Consider the following 17724-nt stretch of genomic DNA (forward strand, 5'->3'; position numbering starts at 1 on the left):
TTTTATTTAAAATTTAATTTTAGAATTGTACATTCATTCCTAAAGTAAATCCTCTATTAGAAGCAGTTGTTTGTGTGTCCAGATCAGTCCATTTAACTTTAGAAAAAATCATACCTGGATTGCTTGCTTGAATATAAAATCTCATTTTAGAAACACCAATTTGCTCTGCCAATTCTTCTGTAAAGCTATACCCTAAAGAGATGTTTCTTATTTTTAAGAACGAACCATTACGATACCCCAAAATAGGGAAAAAGGAATCACCAGTACCTGCCGAAAAGATTGGTTTTTGGTATTCTGCATTGATATTATTATCATTATAATAATTAATAGCTCTCTGACTGCCTTTTGCACCCTCGTTTTCTCCTCCGGTATTATAGATGTATCCCATACGTCCATATACAAAGAAAGATAATTCGATATTCTTATAATTAAAAGTATTCGTTAATCCTGTTATAAATTTTGGATCAGCACTACCTATTATCACACGGTCATTGTTCGCATCAATTTTATAGTCACCGTTTTGATCTACCGGTCTGGCATTTCCAAATGAAAAAACAGGTGTAGCTGAAAACGCATTGAATTTGGCCATTTCGACAGCATCCTCTGGTTTCCAAATTCCGTTTGATTCAAAACCATAAATCACATTTTGCGATTGTCCGATAAATAAGTTGTTGTTGATATCGTCAAATTTTCCATTTTGTAAGGAAACAATACGGCTTTTTTGAAAAGAACCACTAAAGCTGGAACTCCATTCAAAATCTTTTGTTTTTATATTTACAGTATTCAAAGTAAGTTCTACACCATTTCCTTTTGTTTCACCTACGTTTTGATACGTGTTGGTAACTCCAATAACCGTCGGAACGCTTCTTCTTAATAATAAATCAGTAGTTTGACTTGTATAATATTCTAAAGCACCTGATACCCTGCTGTTAAACATAGAGAAATCGACACCATAGTTGTACTGTGAGGTTTGCTCCCAGCCCAATTCTAAATTGCCTAAAGATGTATTATTTGTTACACCCGTTGATGTTGCGTACACTATTCCCACTAATGGAGGTTGGGTAGCGTAAGCAGGTACTGCGGCATTTCCGGTTTCTCCGTAACCTGCCCTTAGTTTTAATTGGTTAATCCAAGTTACATCTTTCAAAAAACTCTCTCTATCCAGACGCCATGCTACAGAAGCACTAGGAAAAATCGACGCTTTGTTTCCCGGTGCTAACTGGGAAGCTTTATCCTGACGAACGGATGCCGTAACTAAGTATTTGTCGGCATAGCCATAGTTTACTCTACCCATATAAGATAATAAGCCCGTATCTGTCAGGCCTGAAGAATAGCTGGCAAGCGTTACATTTGCAGGAGTCAAAGCATTCCATTTGTTTGCAACATTTTTAATGTCATTGGCAGACATGGCACTTCCTTCATTGTGGTATTCCGTTTGACTCTGCAATAAAGTCAAGCCAAAATTATGATTGCCTACTGTTTTATTGTAAAAAATCAAATGGTCCAGCGTATAAGAAATGGATTGTTCTTTTGCCAATGAGGCAAAACTTGTACCGGAACGAATAGCCGATCTACCATCTAAAAACACCCCGTCGCGGAAAGACGTAATGTCCGGACCAAAATTGACACGGTATTTTAAACCATTCAGTGCATGAGAAAATGAACCAAAATCTAACTGGGCATAAAAACTACCAAAAGCACGTAAAGTTATACGTTGGTCTTGAGAGTATTTGTTTTCGTCCACAACGGTTCTGATAGTAGTATCTCCTCCTGGATTATCAATACGTACTCCATTGCTGTCATAAGGAACTGCATATGGAAGATTAGCACGAGCTGTCTGATATATACCTCCAGAACTTGTAGTGGCGGATCTACCCACGTTGGATTGTCCGAATTCGTTTATACTATAGCTGGTATTAAGATTGGCTCCCATAGAAAACCATTTAGTCGGTGTAATATCGATACTGGCGGTACCATTGTAGCGTTTGTAGCCTTGACCTTTTAGTGTTCCTGTATTGTCCAAATAGCCAAAAGAACCATACGCTTTCATTTTCTCTGTACCACCACTAACACTTACGTTGTGCTGTTGCGTAACACCAGTACGGGTAACAAAGCTAGTCCAATCGGTGGTCGCCACTTTAGAACCATCCCATGTACCTGTAGCCCATCCTTTTTGGATGTTTGCCCATGCTGATGGATCAGCAGATTCCAAGAAAATTAATTTATCATTTGCTATAGTTGGTGCATCTCCTTTTGGGAAAGCAGTTGGATTTGAGTAATGTCTTCCCCAACGACGAAATTCGATGTATTGTGCTGCAGTCATCATTGGAGCATTCTCATGTATTGTTTCTGTAACAATAGAGGTATCGTAATTTAAAGTAAATTTTCCGTTTTTACCTTTTTTGGTTGTTACAATGATAACCCCATTGGCACCACGAGAACCATAAATAGCAGTAGCTGAAGCGTCTTTTAGTACATCAATTGTTTCAATGTCATTAGGGTTTAAAAAATCGATTCCACCCGAATTTGCATCAACACTAATTTTTCCTGCCGAATCGGTAATAAGTCTTGAATTTAAAGGAATTCCATCTACCACATAAAGTGGTGAGTTGGAAGCCGAAATAGAGCGGGCCCCACGAATGGTAATACTTCCTACTTGTCCAGGGCGTTCGTTAGATGATATATCCACCCCGGCAGCTTTTCCTTGCATGGCTTGCACCGCATTTGTTACAGGTCTAGAAGCGATTTCCTCAGCACCTACACTTACAATAGATCCGGTAAGATCTTTTTTCTTCTTTACACCGTAACCCACAACAACAACTTCATCTAATGTTGCGCTTTCAGACTCTAAAGTAATATTATAGGAGCTTGCCTCACCTACTTTTTGTTCTTTTGCTTTAAAACCTATATAAGAAAAAACTAATGTAGCTCCAGATGGAACTGAAATACTGTATTTACCATCAAAATCGGTACTCACTCCTTTTTGGGTTCCTTTTATAAGAACGTTTACTCCCGGTATAGGGAATTTTGAGGCGTCGCTAATTACCCCGCTGACTGTTCTTTCTTGAGCATAACCGGATGTGTATAACAATACACATATGATGGTGCTCATCAAAATTTTTAGTTTGTTTTTCATGTAATAGTATTTAGTTTAGTTAATATTCAAATAAATTGTTCTGACAAAACAGCGGTACTACTTTTTAATCTTTAAAAATACCGTAAAAGGCATTTCGGTAAAACCCTACCCCTGTTATCAACTTCATCAGTACTCCTTCCTGTTATCCATATCCTCGTCCATCTTATTTTCTAAAATAGCTAAGGCGTCCCTTATTTATTGCACTAAAATTTTCCAATATCATTGAATGAATAATTCTTCACACGCACAATCCGTTTATTTAGATCTAAATCTGACTTATATTAGAGCAGTTTCAAGATTTTTTAAAAACCTCCTCAACTGAATTAATTTTAATTTCTATGCGTAATACTATTTTTGTAGCAACTGCATTCATTTAGTGATTTTAAATAAATGTAATCGATTACACAAATCTAAATAATAATTTTCAATTCACCATAGTAAAATCAAATAAATTATTATAAACATAAAAAAAGAAAGAAAAAAAAACACTTCCAATAAAAATATCAGGACCTTTAACAACATTAATTAGCCCGTTATAATTAATAAACCATGTTCATTATGGGCATCAAAATGATTGATTTTGCGCTTCATAACGACTTACATTAATCAGCTACCCAAAACTATTCATACCGTATGGCAACCCTATCCTGTACTATCCTGTTAATTTTCAATGCCTTATGATTTTTTTATGAAAATGTATTTTATTTTTTATACAATCGATTGCAATTCAATATCTTGTGTTTTTAACTTGGTTTTATGTTTTTTTTAATAATTTATTATTGTAAAAATGACAATTATATAATTTTTTAAGTTTTTGTCTGAAATTTCCACATTTGAAATAATAAAAAAAATAGCTTTGGAAGCATTAAAGCAAGAAAACTACCATACCATGGGTTCGTTTTTATGTTATTTTGAAAATAAATCCTGAGGAAGTTTCATATTTTCCACCTTGTGAAGCCGCAAATAAATACCTTGGTTTTCCATTTTGAAACAATAATTGAGGCCGTTCCAATCTCCCATAACGATTTAGGTGCTTAGGAGCTTCTGGTTGTTTAACATATTTGTTCAGAGGCTGATAGGCAATTAGAGGTTCATTCCAATGTTTACCATCATCAGAATCCATATAAAGCCCGTCATCTATGCCAAAAACGCCCAAATCCCTAGCCAGCATTTTGAATTTATTATCTTCATACCACACGAAAGCATCTTCACATTGCTTATTATCACCTTTTTTAGAGAAATCGACCACTGGATTGCCAGTGTATTTTTCATAGGGCCCCTGGAGGGAATTAGAGATGGCCAATCCATATTTTCGATTTCCCCGAATCTCAAATTTTGGATGTATATAGCCTTCTGTATCCAATGATTTATAGTAGAGCCAATATTCGCCATTTGGATGTTTTAAAAAAGAAGGGTTCGTCGTGCAATGATCATCCCAAGCACCATCACCCCCAGGAAGCAGCAAAGGACTGTCGGGCCTTTCCCACGGACCATAAAGCGAATCGGAAGTAGCCAATCCGATGCGTTTCGTGTTTAATTTCCCATTAGAATTTCCCATAAAAAAAAGGGCGTATTTGCCATCCACAGAATGAATACTTGGGTTATGACAAGTTGTAGCATCCCAATACCCTTCTCCTCTTGGTGCCAAAACAGTACTTATATAGGTATAAGGCCCTTCTGGTCGATCTGCTACGGCGTGTGCAATTTCAGAACTATTTATCCAGCCCCTCATCTTTTTTTCTTTCGGCCATCGAGAAAAAAACACATGGATTTTTCCGTCAGGCCCTTCAATCGGACTGTTGCACCAAACGTAATAATCTTCAAATTCTAAAGCCCGGCCGACAGGCTTCAGTCGCTTTTCGAAATCAGAAAGCCTGGAATCTCTTTTAAAATTACTACTTTTAGTTGAAAATGAAAGACCTAAACCAATTAAGGCAAGTGAATTTCCAATTACGAAATTTCTTCGGTTCATTTTAATGTATGGTTTAAATTAGATTTTTGAATATTTACTAAAGTGATTGCCCTTTAAAGATACTAGGGTAAATCGGTACGGGTATCCTGTGCCTCCCTGTTGCATCGAATAACAATTGCCCAATTTTTAATTTTTTTGAGTTTAAAGAAAAGGATAGAAGATTTCTTTCAGGACTCTTAAAGGAGTTATTGAAAAGAAAAAGTGGAATTGATTTACCTGAACCTAATTTGACAAATTTATAAGCACAGGACGCAACAGGATAGTATTTCTGAGGGATGTTTTATTTTTACTTAAAATTTTTATCAAAACAGCAAATGAAAACTCTTAAAATAACGCTGGCCATTGTGATTCTATTTTGTTTCTCCTGTAAAGAAAAACAAGGTGGCATTAGTTATAATGACAGCATCCACAACAGGGGTACAATTCCCGTTTTGGAAACGTCCAAAGAAAGTTCATTGGCAACCGTTTGGATAGATTCTGAAACAGGACACAAAGTAGAAAAGTTAATTGACAGAAAAGGAGATAATAAAAGTTTTTATTTTCATAACAATCCTTTTTTACGAACCAAAGACAAAAAGGGATGGTTAATGGTATTTTATGGAAGTACTTCTAATGGTTCACAACTATTTACTATCGATTTGAAAACAAAGAATATCGCACAAATAACAACTAAATCAGGAGAAAAAAGCGGTGAAATTGTAGGGACCAAAACAAGAAAAGTGTATTACAGAATAAAGGACAGTATTTTTTCTACACATATAGATACGCACAAAACAACATTTGTCTTTAAATTTCCAGCGGACAAAATGGGATCAATAGCTACCTTAAACGCCGATGAAACCACGCTTGGCGGAGTTATATCTTCAAAAGAAGAACAAGAAATAATGAAAAAATACCCTGAGAAAAAAGATTTTTTCGATAGAATATATGATGCAAAACTGAAACGTACTTTGATCGCAATTGATGTAGCGAACGGGGGCTTAAAAGAATTATTTTCCGAAAACGCCTGGTTAAACCACGAGCAATTTTCACCTACAGATTCCAAATTGTTGATGTATTGCCATGAAGGTCCCTGGCATAAGGTAGACAGAATCTGGAACATTGACACTGATGCAAAAAAACAAAGACTCATACATAATAGAACCGTTGAAAGGGAGATTGCAGGACATGAGTTTTTTAGTCCTGACGGCAAAACAATTTGGTTTGATCTTCAAATACCCAGAGGCGAAACCTTTTATTTAGCCGGAAAAAATTTAGAGAATGGTAAAGAAAAACGCTATGCTTTAAAACGCGACGAATGGTCTATTCATTATAATATTGCTCCAGATTTGAAATCCTTTGCGGGTGATGGTGGAGATAATGGGCAGGTTGCTCATGCCAAGGATGGCCGATGGATTTACCACTTTGTACCTAATGGAGATCATTTTGTTGCTACAAAACTGGTGAATATGAAAAATCATTATTACAAATTAGAACCCAATGTACATTTTTCTCCAGACGGAAAATGGATTATTTTTAGGGCTAATTTCGAAGGGAATTCCCAAGTATATGCTGTAGAAATTGATCAATCAAAACAATAATTTATGTCGATGAAACTTAAAAAATATTATGTTCTTATTATAATAGGAATTCTTTTTTATCAGGAATCTTCCGCTCAAAAAACAGCAGTTTCACCATGGCCAAAAATAACAAATACAAATCAACCATGGGCCCGTTGGTGGTGGATGGGAAGCGCTGTTGACAAGCCAAATCTTAAAAAAAATCTTATCGATTTGCATACGGCCGGTATTGGTGGTGTAGAAATAACCCCTATTTATGGGGTAAAAGGAGAGGAAGCTAATTTTATAGATTATCTCTCCCCAAAATGGATGGAAATGCTCAATTATACCATTCACATCGCGGATAGTACCGGCATGCAGGTTGACATGGTTTTGGGAACAGGATGGCCTTACGGTGGCTCTCAGGTAACCCTGCCTTATGCAGCAACAAAATTAATCGTACAAAAATATAGTGTAAAAAAGGGAGCAAAACTTATTCAGGAAATTAAACCTGATAGTACCAAAACAAAAGTACCTGCCCAACTTTTGCATGTTGTGGGTTATGGTACTGATGGCAGTTATATAGACCTGACGGACAAACTGGAAGGAACACAGCTAAAATGGCAAGCAAAAAAAACAGACTATACTTTGTATGCTATTTTTAGCGGAAAAACTGGACAGCAGGTAAAACGCGCAGCTCCGGGAGGCAAGGGATTAACGCTGGATCATTATTCAGAAGCAGCACTTAACGCCTATGTCGTTCCTTTTGACAAAGCATTCCAAGGATTTGAAGGAAAGCTACGTTCCATTTTTAATGATAGTTATGAAGTGTACGACACGGATTTCACTCCTGAATTCCTAAAAGAATTTGAAAGCAGAAGAGGGTATGATCTTAAAAAACAACTCCCGAAACTATTGAGCAAAACGGATAGTGAACCAGCTAACAGAATTAAAAGCGATTATCGGGAGACCCTTTCCGATCTATTATTGAACCGTTTTGACAAACCGTGGACCAATTGGGCGCATACCAAAAAATTTAAAACGAGACTTCAAGCGCATGGATCTCCTGGAAATCTGATTGATTTATATGCTTCCGCCGATATTCCAGAATGTGAGACCTTTGGTTCTATGCCGTTTGACATTTCGGGTTTAAGACGAGAAAACCAGGACATTCGGGAAGGCGATGCCGATCCTGTTATGCTTAAATTTTCGTCATCGGCTGCGCATATTTCAGGAAAACCATTGGTTTCTTCAGAAACTTTTACCTGGTTGCGAGACCATTTCAAAATAGCACTGTCGCAATGTAAGCCCGAGGCTGAAGAGTTGCTTCTCAATGGAGTCAATCATATATTTCTCCATGGTTCCACTTATTCGCCAGAGCGAGCAAAATGGCCGGGCTGGAAATTTTATGCCTCTGCCAATTTTAATGCAAACGATCCCACTTGGGAGGATGCTCCTTCCCTATTTTCTTATATTGCAAGTTGTCAGTCGATGCTGCAACAGGGTAAATCTGATAACGAGACCTTATTGTATTGGCCTATTTATGATACCTGGGGTAAGTACCACGATGGCTCCTTATTTTTCCAATTTAAAATACATTCCCTTACAGAATGGTTAAAAGGAACTACTTTCTATGACACTACCCAAAAGCTAATGAAGAACGGATATGGAGTAGATTTTATTTCGGATAATTTTATTGCTCAGGCTCAGGTTAAAGAAGGAAAAATAGTTTTACCTGGGGGAACTTTTAAATCACTGATTGTTCCTGCCTGCGATAAGATGCCTCTGGCAACTTTAGAAAAATTAATAGCCTTGAAAAAAGCCGGAGGACCAATTATTTTTGAAGGACTTCCTACAACTGTTCCCGGTTATTATGAATATGAAAACCAGAACAAAAAATTAGCTGCTTTAATTGAGGAGAACAAAAAAAACATAGGACCCGTTTCCGACCTCTCCAAAGCACTGGCAGCAGCTCAGGTATATCCGGAATCATTGGTTAACTCCGGTTTAAAATACATCCGAAGAACTATTGACGGAGAAAAAATCTACTATGTAGTGAATCACACGGCTAAAACAATCGATGGTTTTATTCCGTTACAGATTGGCAACAAGGAAGTAATAATTTTTGATCCGCTAACCAAAGAATATGGCAATGCTATTGTTCAAAAAAAATCAGACGTAACACTGGTTAAGCTTCACCTCGAATCAGGACAATCTTTTATTCTTAAAACCGAAGCTATAGCCTCGCAACAGGAATGGAGGTATTATCAAAAAACAGCTGATCCTATTGTTTTAAATGGGAATTGGGAACTGTCTTTTGATAAAGGAGGACCAAAATTGCCTTCGAATGCCAAAATTTCAACTTTAGAATCCTGGACAAAATTAGGCTCCGAAGCCGAAGCCTTTTCCGGAACAGCTACTTATACCCTGCAATTTGATGCCCCAAATACAGTAGCGGACAATTGGAATTTGAATCTTGGAGATGTCCGAGAAAGTGCCAAAGTAGGACTCAACGGTACTTTTATCGGAGACGTTTGGTCAGTTCCGTTTACCATTAACCTGGGAAAACTAAAAAAAGGAAAAAATACATTGACCGTTAAAGTGACCAATCTCGGAGCCAACAGAGTAAGAGACATGGAAATCAGAGGGGAAGAATGGAAGATATTTTATGAAATAAATATGGTTGATAAAGATTATAAAAAATTTGATGCAACTAAATGGGATCCCACTCCTTCAGGATTGTTAGGCCCAGTGACTATTACACCATTAAAACGAAGCAACTAATTACTAAATAACGATTCCAAAAAAAATGAAAAAGCTACTTTTATTATTCGCTATATCCCTTATTTCTTCGGGAGCCATACTGGCACAAAAAACATTTGACAGAAGCTTGGTATTAAAACAAATGCAGTTAGCAAATGGTTATTTTATGGATAAATGGCCGGATACTGGAAAAACTATAATTACCAACAAGGAACGTCCCAGCAATATTTGGACTCGTGGCGTATATTACGAAGGATTGATGGCTTTACACGAAATTTACCCAAAAGAAGCGTATTACAATTATGCGTATTCCTGGTCAGAATTTCATAAATGGGGATTTAATAGTGGGAATACCACTAGAAATGCAGATAATTATTGTGCTGCCCAAACCTACATCGATTTGTACAACTTAGAACCCGATTCTAAAAAATTGAAGAACACCAAAGCAACTATTACTATGTTGCTTAATACTCCTCAACTGGATGATTGGTCATGGATTGACGCCATCCAAATGGGAATGCCTGTTTTTGCAAAACTGGGAGTCTTGGAAAAAGACGACAGGTATTTTGAAAAAATGTACGAAATGTATATGTATTCCAGAAATCAACATGGAGACCATGGACTTTTTAATCCTAAAGACGGTTTGTGGTGGCGAGATGCCGATTTTGATCCGCCCTACAAAGAACCTAATGGAGAAGATTGTTATTGGAGTCGCGGTAACGGTTGGGTAATTGCTGCCCTGGCAAAGGTCCTGACCATAATTCCAGAAAATGCACCGCACAGGAAACAATATGTTTCCGATTTAAAAGCCATGTCCAAAGCTTTGGCATTGGTACAACGTGAAGATGGTTTTTGGAATGTAAGCCTGCACGATAAAAATAATTATGAAGGGAAAGAAATGTCCGGTACGGCATTGTTTGTATATGGGATGGCATATGGAATAAATAGTGGAATATTAGATAAAGATGTTTATTTACCCATCGTAAAAAAAGCGTGGAATGCGATGACTAAAGAAGGATTGCATGAAAATGGTTTTTTAGGATACCTCCAATCAACAGGTAAAGAACCAAAAGACGGCCAGCCTGTATCGTATGATAAAATTCCTGATTTTGAAGATTATGGCTTGGGATGTTTCCTATTGGCAGGATCAGAAATTTATAAAATGAAATTATAATAATGATTAAAACACAAAAAATAGCATTTTTATTGGTGGCATTATTGACTGTTTCGACTTCATTTTCACAGAACTTTGTCAGAAACAAATACAATTTTAATGCAGATTGGAAATTGAAATCAGGCGATTTCACGGAGGCAAAAAACAGCTCTTTTAATGATAAAAATTGGGAGTCCGTTACACTTCCGCATGCTTATAACCAAAAAGAGGCTTTTAACAAATCAATTGAAAATCTGACAACAGGAATAGTTTGGTACCGCAAAAACTTCAAATTACCTCGTGGTATATATAATAAAAAGATTTTTTTAGAATTTGAAGGAATTCGACAAGGCGGCGCAATTTATGTAAATGGAACAAAGGTTGGCCTGCATGAAAATGGAGTCATGGCATTTGGTTTGGATATTAGCGAACTCGTAAAACCGTATCCTTTTCAAAATGTTGTAGCACTACGTATTGATAATGATTGGCACTACAAAGAAGAAAAAACCGGAGCTACTTTTCAATGGAATAACAATAATTTTAATGCCAACTACGGAGGGATTCCCAAGAATGTTTTCCTCCATATTACCGATAAATTATACCAGACCCTGCCACTGTATTCAGGTCTGGAAACAACAGGAACCTATATTCATGCTACACAAATTAATATTTCGGATAAATCTGCGTTAGTAACGGCTGAATCTCAGGTAAAAAATGAATATACCGTTCCCAAAACTTTTTCGTTTGAAGTACAATTATTTGATATGGAAAATAAAAAGGTGGCGGAATTCTCTGGAGAAAAAACAACGATTTCTCCGTTAGAAACAAAGATAATTAAAGCCAGTCAGCAGCTAAAATCATTACATTTTTGGAGTTGGGGATACGGTTATCTGTATACTATAAAAACAATACTGAAAGTTGACGAAAAAGTGGTGGATCGGGTGGAAACCAAAACGGGTTTTCGTAAAACGCAATTTGAAAATGGGGAAGTTAAACTCAATGACCGTGTTATACAAATAAAGGGATATGCGCAGCGAACGAGTAATGAATGGCCCGCAATAGGAATGTCTGTTCCAGCATGGCTAAGTGATTTTAGCAATCAATTAATTGTGGAAGGAAATGGTAATTTAGTGCGATGGATGCATGTTACGCCATGGAAACAGGATATAGAGTCCTGTGACAGAGTTGGGCTGATGCAGGCAATGCCGGCAGGCGATGCAGAAAAAGATGCTAAAGGTGACCAATGGAACCAACGTGTCAACCTGATGAGAGATGCCATTATTTACAATCGAAATAATCCTAGTATTGTCTTTTACGAATGCGGAAATGAAGCAATCAGCGAAGCGCATATGCAGGAGATGAAAAGCATCCGAAACACCTACGATCCTTTTGGAGGAAGAGCCATAGGTTCCCGTGAAATGTTAGACAGCCAAGAAGCTGAATACGGGGGTGAAATGCTCTATATTAATAAAAGTGCAAAAAAACCGCTGTGGGCTACTGAATATTCAAGAGATGAGGGACTTCGTAAATATTGGGACGAATATTCGCCTCCCTATCATAAAGAAGGTAAAGGACCATTGTATCGGGGGCAATCAGCTGAAGATTACAATCATAACCAAGACCAACATGCAATTGAAAATGTAGTCCGGTGGAACGATTATTATAAAGAGCGTCCGGGTACCGGTAAAAGAGTAAGCTCAGGTGGAGTAAATATTATTTTTTCAGATTCAAATTCACATCATAGAGGAGAAGAAAATTACAGGACTAGTGGTGAAGTGGATGCGATGCGAATTCCGAAAGATGGTTATTGGGCACACCAGGTAATATGGGATGGTTGGGTAGATATAGAAAAAGACCAAACGCATATTTTAGGACATTGGAATTATACCGATGCCACGGTAAAAAAGGAATATGTAGTCTCAACGGGAGACAAAGTGGAACTTTTTGTTAATGGTAAGTCTAAAGGTTTTGGAACGCGAAGTAATTCTTTTCTATTTACTTTTGATGCTATTCCGTGGGAACCCGGAACTATAAAAGCAGTAAGTTATAATGCTAAAGGAGCGATACTCAACGAAGCTCTAAAAACTACTGCCGGAGCCCCTTTTGCAATTCAACTATCCAAACACATAAACCCCAGCGGAATGTTAGCAGATGGAGCTGACGTAGCTTTGATCGATGTGGAAGTAGTAGATAAAAACGGAGCTCGTTGTCCAACAAACAATGCCCTAATTGAATTCTCTATAACAGGCGATGCAATCTGGTTGGGAGGAATCGCTCAGGGACCGGATAATTATATTCTTTCTAAAAACTTGCCGGTAGAAAATGGAGTAAATAGGATCCTGTTACAATCTACTCTAAAATCCGGGGCCATACGTGTTACTGCCAAATCTGAAGGACTAAAAGGATCAGAAATTGTATTGAATACAAAAGCAGTTTCAACTCAAAATGGACTTTCGAAACAACTGCCGGGAACAGATTTGCTGTCTAATTTAAAAAAAGGACCAACTCCAGAAACAGCATCCTATACTAAAAAAAGAAATCCTGTTTTTATTGTACAGGCCGATGCGCTAGCGAACGCTGATGCTGTTTATAAAAGTTATGATGATAATGAACTTACAGAATGGACCAATGATGGCAAGATAAGTACCGGACGAATCACCTATACCCTGGATAAGCCATCCGTAGTAAACGAATGTGTGGTTAAATTTACAGGATGGAGATCAAAAAGTTATCCCATCCGGATTTTGGCTGATGGAAAAGAAGTATACAATGGCCATACTATGCAAAGTTTGGGGTATATTACACTCGCTTTAAAACCCGTTTTAGCACAACGGATAACTATTGAATTAACAGGAATCAATTCGGAAAAAGATGCTTTTGACAAAATTACTGAAGTCGATGCAACTAAAGAATTAGATTTATTCAAAGATAAAACAGCGGCAGATGCTAAAGGTCAGTTGCGTATAGTTGAAATTGAATTTTATGAAAAACAAAATGAACAATAGCAGTAGCATTACATTCGCATTCATTTTTTTATATTTTGGGTTTACTACCCCCCTTTTTTCCCAGAATAAAGAAATACCCCTATGGGACAAAATACCGGGATCTGTTCCTGCAGTTGAATATAAGGAAGAAAAAATATTGGATGCAGAAGGAGTTGTAAAAGGAATTAACAAAGTTTCTCAACCAACATTAACTGTTTTTTTAGCGGATCAAGAAAAATCTAATGGCACTTCTGTAATTATTTGCCCTGGAGGTGGTTATTCACACCTGGCCATCGATAAGGAAGGATATAGGGTTGCAAAATGGTTCAATAGTATTGGAATTTCGGCATTTGTTTTAAAATACCGACTACCAACTGACCTAACCATGAAAGACAAATCAATAGGACCATTGGAAGATGCACAGGAAGCAGTGAGAATGATCAGACGTAATGCAGGTAAGTGGCATTTAGATGCCGCTAAAATAGGAATTATGGGATTTTCGGCAGGAGGACATTTGGCCGCTACCTTATCCACACATTATTCCGACAATGTATATGATTCAAAAGATAACGTAAGCGCACGTCCGGATTTTTCAATTCTGATCTACCCTGTCATTTCAATGGAAGACGGAATTACACACAATGGTTCAAAAAGTAATCTGTTGGGAACAAGCGCCAGCAAAGAAATGATTGCGAAATACTCCAATGAAAAACAGGTTGATTCCAATACACCAAAAGCATTTTTGGCACATGCAACCGACGATAAAGCAGTTCCTGTTACCAATACGATCAATTACTATCTTGCTTTAAAGGAACATAACATAGCAGCCGAAATGCATATCTATGAAAAAGGAGGACACGGTTTTGGTTTGGGCACCGAAGGAACTAATAAAGAATGGCCAAAAGCTTGCGAAAAATGGTTGGCTGCAAACGGATTTATTCAAAAACCAGAAGGATATCTTTTTTCTTATTTTAAAGGAAATGGGGAAGATGGTCTTCATTTAGCCTATAGTGAAGACGGCTATAAATGGGAGGCTTTAAAAAATGACACTTCTTTCTTAACTCCCGAAGTAGGGAAAGATAAATTAATGAGAGATCCTTGTATTATCAAGGGAGGTGATGGAATGTACCATATGGTGTGGACCGTAAGCTGGACAGATAAAGGAATTGGGTATGCTTCCTCAAAAGATTTAATTCATTGGTCCAAACAAGAATTTATTCCCGTTATGGCTCATGAGAAAGCGCGTAATACTTGGGCACCTGAAATCACTTTCGATGAAAAAGAGAATAAATATATGATTTATTGGGCGTCTACCATTGATGGAAAATTTACTGAAACTCAATCCGAGGAGGAAAAAGGCTATAATCATAGAATTTATTATACAACTACAAAAGATTTTAAAAAATTTTCACGTACTAAACTACTTTATGAGCCTGGTTTTAATGTGATAGATGCCACGATTTTAAAACAAGATAAAGGTTTTGTTATGTATTTAAAGGATGAAACCCGAAATCCAATACAGAAAAACATAAAAATAGCCTATAGCGACCATTTAACAGGACCCTACACCAGAGCCGGTAAACCCATTACAGGTGATTACTGGGCAGAAGGACCTACTGCAGTCAAAATAGATGGGCATTGGGTTATCTACTTCGATAAATATACCCAGAAAAAATATGGTGCTGTAAAGGAAACGACAAATGGTTGGGAGGATATTTCCGACTCCATTAGTTTTCCCTTGGGAACCCGTCACGGTAGCGTTTTTAAGGTCCCGGAAGCGGTGCTTATGCAATTAAAAAAATAATCAGTTACTATGTGTAGACTGTACTAAAAGTTTAGGCAAATCTAAACTGGACCTTTTAATCCAAGTGATAAAACTTTTTAACCAAATAATTCAGCACGAAATATAGTAAAGTAGCCACCACGGCAATGGAAAGTAAAAAGCTGATCAGGTTCACAACAATATTAGGAAGAAACTTTAATCGGGGATGCGTGAAATAGGGTTCCCGATGTAGTCTCTCGTGAATGTGTTTCTTAGCTATTTTGACTTTCTTTTTGATAATTCAAATTTTTAAAGACAACGTTAGGTAGTATTAGCGCTGAATGGCAGCTTGCTGTTTTCAATACTCTAAATTACGTAATAAATTAATATAAAGAGGTTATGAAATAGAAAAAGAGAATGACCGTGTGGAAATCCTCTTTTTGGTTGTAAATTGCCATTAACAAAAATGATTTTGGAATTCAGCCATTTTTAAGAAGAGCCTACTCTTTGCAGCAGTTGTCTAGGTCTCTTTAATGTTACCTTTATTTTTCAAGAAAATAACTTCTATAATTTTGCTGGTCATTCCACGATCTATTTTAAGTTGTCCTGACAAAACTTCAATTACATTTTTTTCTTCGTCCCCTAGTAAGCCGTCAGAAAGCAAAATTTCCAAAGCAAGAGCAAATACCGTTTCTTTATCTGCTTCTTTGATTAGTTCACAACAAAAAGCAATATATTTTAATTGCCCAAGTTCCGTTTTTAAATGGTATGATTTTGCATAAAGAGGTGCAATATCGATTCCACTAAATTTCTCTTTAGAATATAACAATTTTGATAATGATGCTGTTTCGGAATCCTTAATTAGATTATCCGCGGAAATACAAGAATATAAAATTCCCACCCAAGCTTCAAATTCTGAAGTTACGGGATTTTCAGCAGTGTTATTTTTTTCTTCAAATTTTTCAAATAAACTCATGTTTTTTATTTTTTGGTTAAAGTTACTGCTACCTTACCAACACATGGCTCGGCTTTGGGAATAAATTACCATTTGTTACTGGTTAAATAGTAAGCACAGCATATCAAAAACGAATAGCCAAATCTGTCGAGATCGACAGTACCAGAAAAAAAATTAGAATGTTACATCATTTATTCCCGACTCTCTTCCTTCTTTCCCTTCCCATAAACCAACTATTTTATTAATAGCCTGAACATAAAAAAACCGTCTATTCAAAATTGACGGTTTCTTTAGATGTTTAAAAACTATGAATTAATCCATAATTTTATAAAAGAACATTTGTGGAGCGCCTTCTACACCGGCATCCATCATCAGTTTCTTCTTTGCCTCTGAGGTCATGCTTGCTTTTGCTTTTTTCATATCAGTAATAGCGAATACTAGAGCTACCATATTGGGATCATCAATACTTCGCGCCATTCCTCTATCGATAAGCCCTTCATCCATTCTCTTATCAGTCCCTTCTGCATCGTATACTTTGAGCCAGGCATCAAAATCCTTTACACGGTGCGTCACCATTAATCTATCTTTCTGGTCAATTTTGGTGGAATCGTTCCGTATTACATCATAATAAGAAAATTCAGGTTTACCGGTCACCCCTGCTTTTTTCATTGCGTCTTTAAGATCAGGAAGGGCGCTGAAATCTTTTGCTTTCTGTACATCATTAAATTTATTTATTACCACTATCATATTCGCATCATCAATTCCTCTTCCTACGATAAAATGTGTTATACCATAAGCCTTTCTCATAGAATCATGTGCGTCATATCCTTTTCTCCATTTATCATAATCAGCCACTTTATGCTTAATCACTATCACTTTAAAAGGTTCAAAGACCGCAACAGCAGAAGTGGTATCCATTGCTTTAGCTTCTTCAGGTTCTGTTTTCTCAGTTTTATTATTTTTACAAGATAAAAATGCAACGGTAAAAACTAATATCAAAACTGGTTTTAAAAAATTTTTAATGTTTCTCATACTATTATTTTTTTAAGTTATTTTTATTACGTAAATATATAAACAAACACTGATAATGAGACTGTTATACTTTGTTTTGATTGAAAAATTATTACAAATTTATTTCTTAGATTTCTTTAATTCCATCCATTCAAATTTTAAACGGGAACAATATATTATATTCGTCGTATAATTAGGACGATTGTTATTATAATCATTTTTAGACGTTCATACAGTGGCTCCCTTTTTGCTATACTAATTTTAAGAATAAATATTGCGAGCAATTAAATACTATCTAAATTTATAATATGAAATGACCATGATTTAACGCATGCAAACCCGCATGAGTTTTTCCCGCGACGTGAATATATTGCGTAAATTAGTAACGTAAATTGACATTCGGAAAATTTGCAATTAAATTCGATTAAGTATGTTTCAGTAAGATGCGAA

The 17724-nt window shown here is 36.6% G+C and carries 9 protein-coding genes; 5 read left to right on the top strand and 4 right to left on the bottom strand.

The window, feature by feature from the left end:
• Window positions 1-19: 19 nt before the first annotated feature.
• Both ACNQGH_RS05575 and ACNQGH_RS05580 read right to left on the bottom strand, forming a co-directional pair.
• Entirely contained in the window at window positions 20-3136 is a 3117-nt protein-coding gene (locus ACNQGH_RS05575) for a SusC/RagA family TonB-linked outer membrane protein (RefSeq protein WP_417954998.1), read from the bottom strand.
• Window positions 3137-4037: 901 nt separating this feature from the next.
• The gene (locus ACNQGH_RS05580) at window positions 4038-5108 is read right to left on the bottom strand and encodes a glycoside hydrolase family protein (RefSeq protein WP_417954999.1); all 1071 of its coding nucleotides are present in this window, start codon (window positions 5106-5108) and stop codon (window positions 4038-4040) included.
• Window positions 5109-5422: 314 nt separating this feature from the next.
• Here ACNQGH_RS05580 and ACNQGH_RS05585 point away from each other — a divergent pair, with 314 nt between their 5' ends.
• Genes ACNQGH_RS05585 through ACNQGH_RS05605 form a run of 5 tightly spaced genes read left to right on the top strand, consistent with a single transcriptional unit; the run spans window position 5423 to window position 15350 of the window.
• Complete coding sequence (locus tag ACNQGH_RS05585) at window positions 5423-6688, top strand: oligogalacturonate lyase family protein (RefSeq protein ID WP_417955000.1); 1266 nt, start codon at window positions 5423-5425, stop codon at window positions 6686-6688.
• A 9-nt stretch (window positions 6689-6697) separates the two neighbouring features.
• A complete protein-coding gene (locus ACNQGH_RS05590; protein ID WP_417955001.1) occupies window positions 6698-9430 on the top strand; it encodes a glycosyl hydrolase in 2733 nt (910 codons plus the stop codon).
• A gap of 25 nt (window positions 9431-9455) precedes the next feature.
• Window positions 9456-10583, top strand: coding sequence for a glycoside hydrolase family 88/105 protein (locus ACNQGH_RS05595; protein WP_417955002.1), 1128 nt, complete (start codon window positions 9456-9458; stop codon window positions 10581-10583).
• Between the two features lie 2 nt (window positions 10584-10585).
• Window positions 10586-13567: a glycoside hydrolase family 2 protein gene (locus ACNQGH_RS05600; RefSeq protein ID WP_417955003.1), complete on the top strand. Its 2982-nt coding sequence runs from the start codon at window positions 10586-10588 to the stop codon at window positions 13565-13567.
• Window positions 13545-15350: a prolyl oligopeptidase family serine peptidase gene (locus ACNQGH_RS05605; protein ID WP_417955004.1), complete on the top strand. Its 1806-nt coding sequence runs from the start codon at window positions 13545-13547 to the stop codon at window positions 15348-15350. Before ACNQGH_RS05600 ends, ACNQGH_RS05605 begins: the two co-directional genes overlap by 23 nt.
• 478 nt (window positions 15351-15828) lie before the next feature.
• Here ACNQGH_RS05605 and ACNQGH_RS05610 read toward each other — a convergent pair whose 3' ends face one another.
• Both ACNQGH_RS05610 and ACNQGH_RS05615 read right to left on the bottom strand, forming a co-directional pair.
• Complete coding sequence (locus ACNQGH_RS05610) at window positions 15829-16284, bottom strand: tellurite resistance TerB family protein (RefSeq protein WP_417955005.1); 456 nt, start codon at window positions 16282-16284, stop codon at window positions 15829-15831.
• 291 nt (window positions 16285-16575) lie between these two features.
• Complete coding sequence (locus ACNQGH_RS05615; RefSeq protein WP_417955006.1) at window positions 16576-17295, bottom strand: hypothetical protein; 720 nt, start codon at window positions 17293-17295, stop codon at window positions 16576-16578.
• Between the last annotated feature and the right edge of the window lie 429 nt (window positions 17296-17724).

The sequence above is a fragment of the Flavobacterium kochi genome, from assembly GCF_048286715.1.
Lineage (GTDB): Bacteria > Bacteroidota > Bacteroidia > Flavobacteriales > Flavobacteriaceae > Flavobacterium.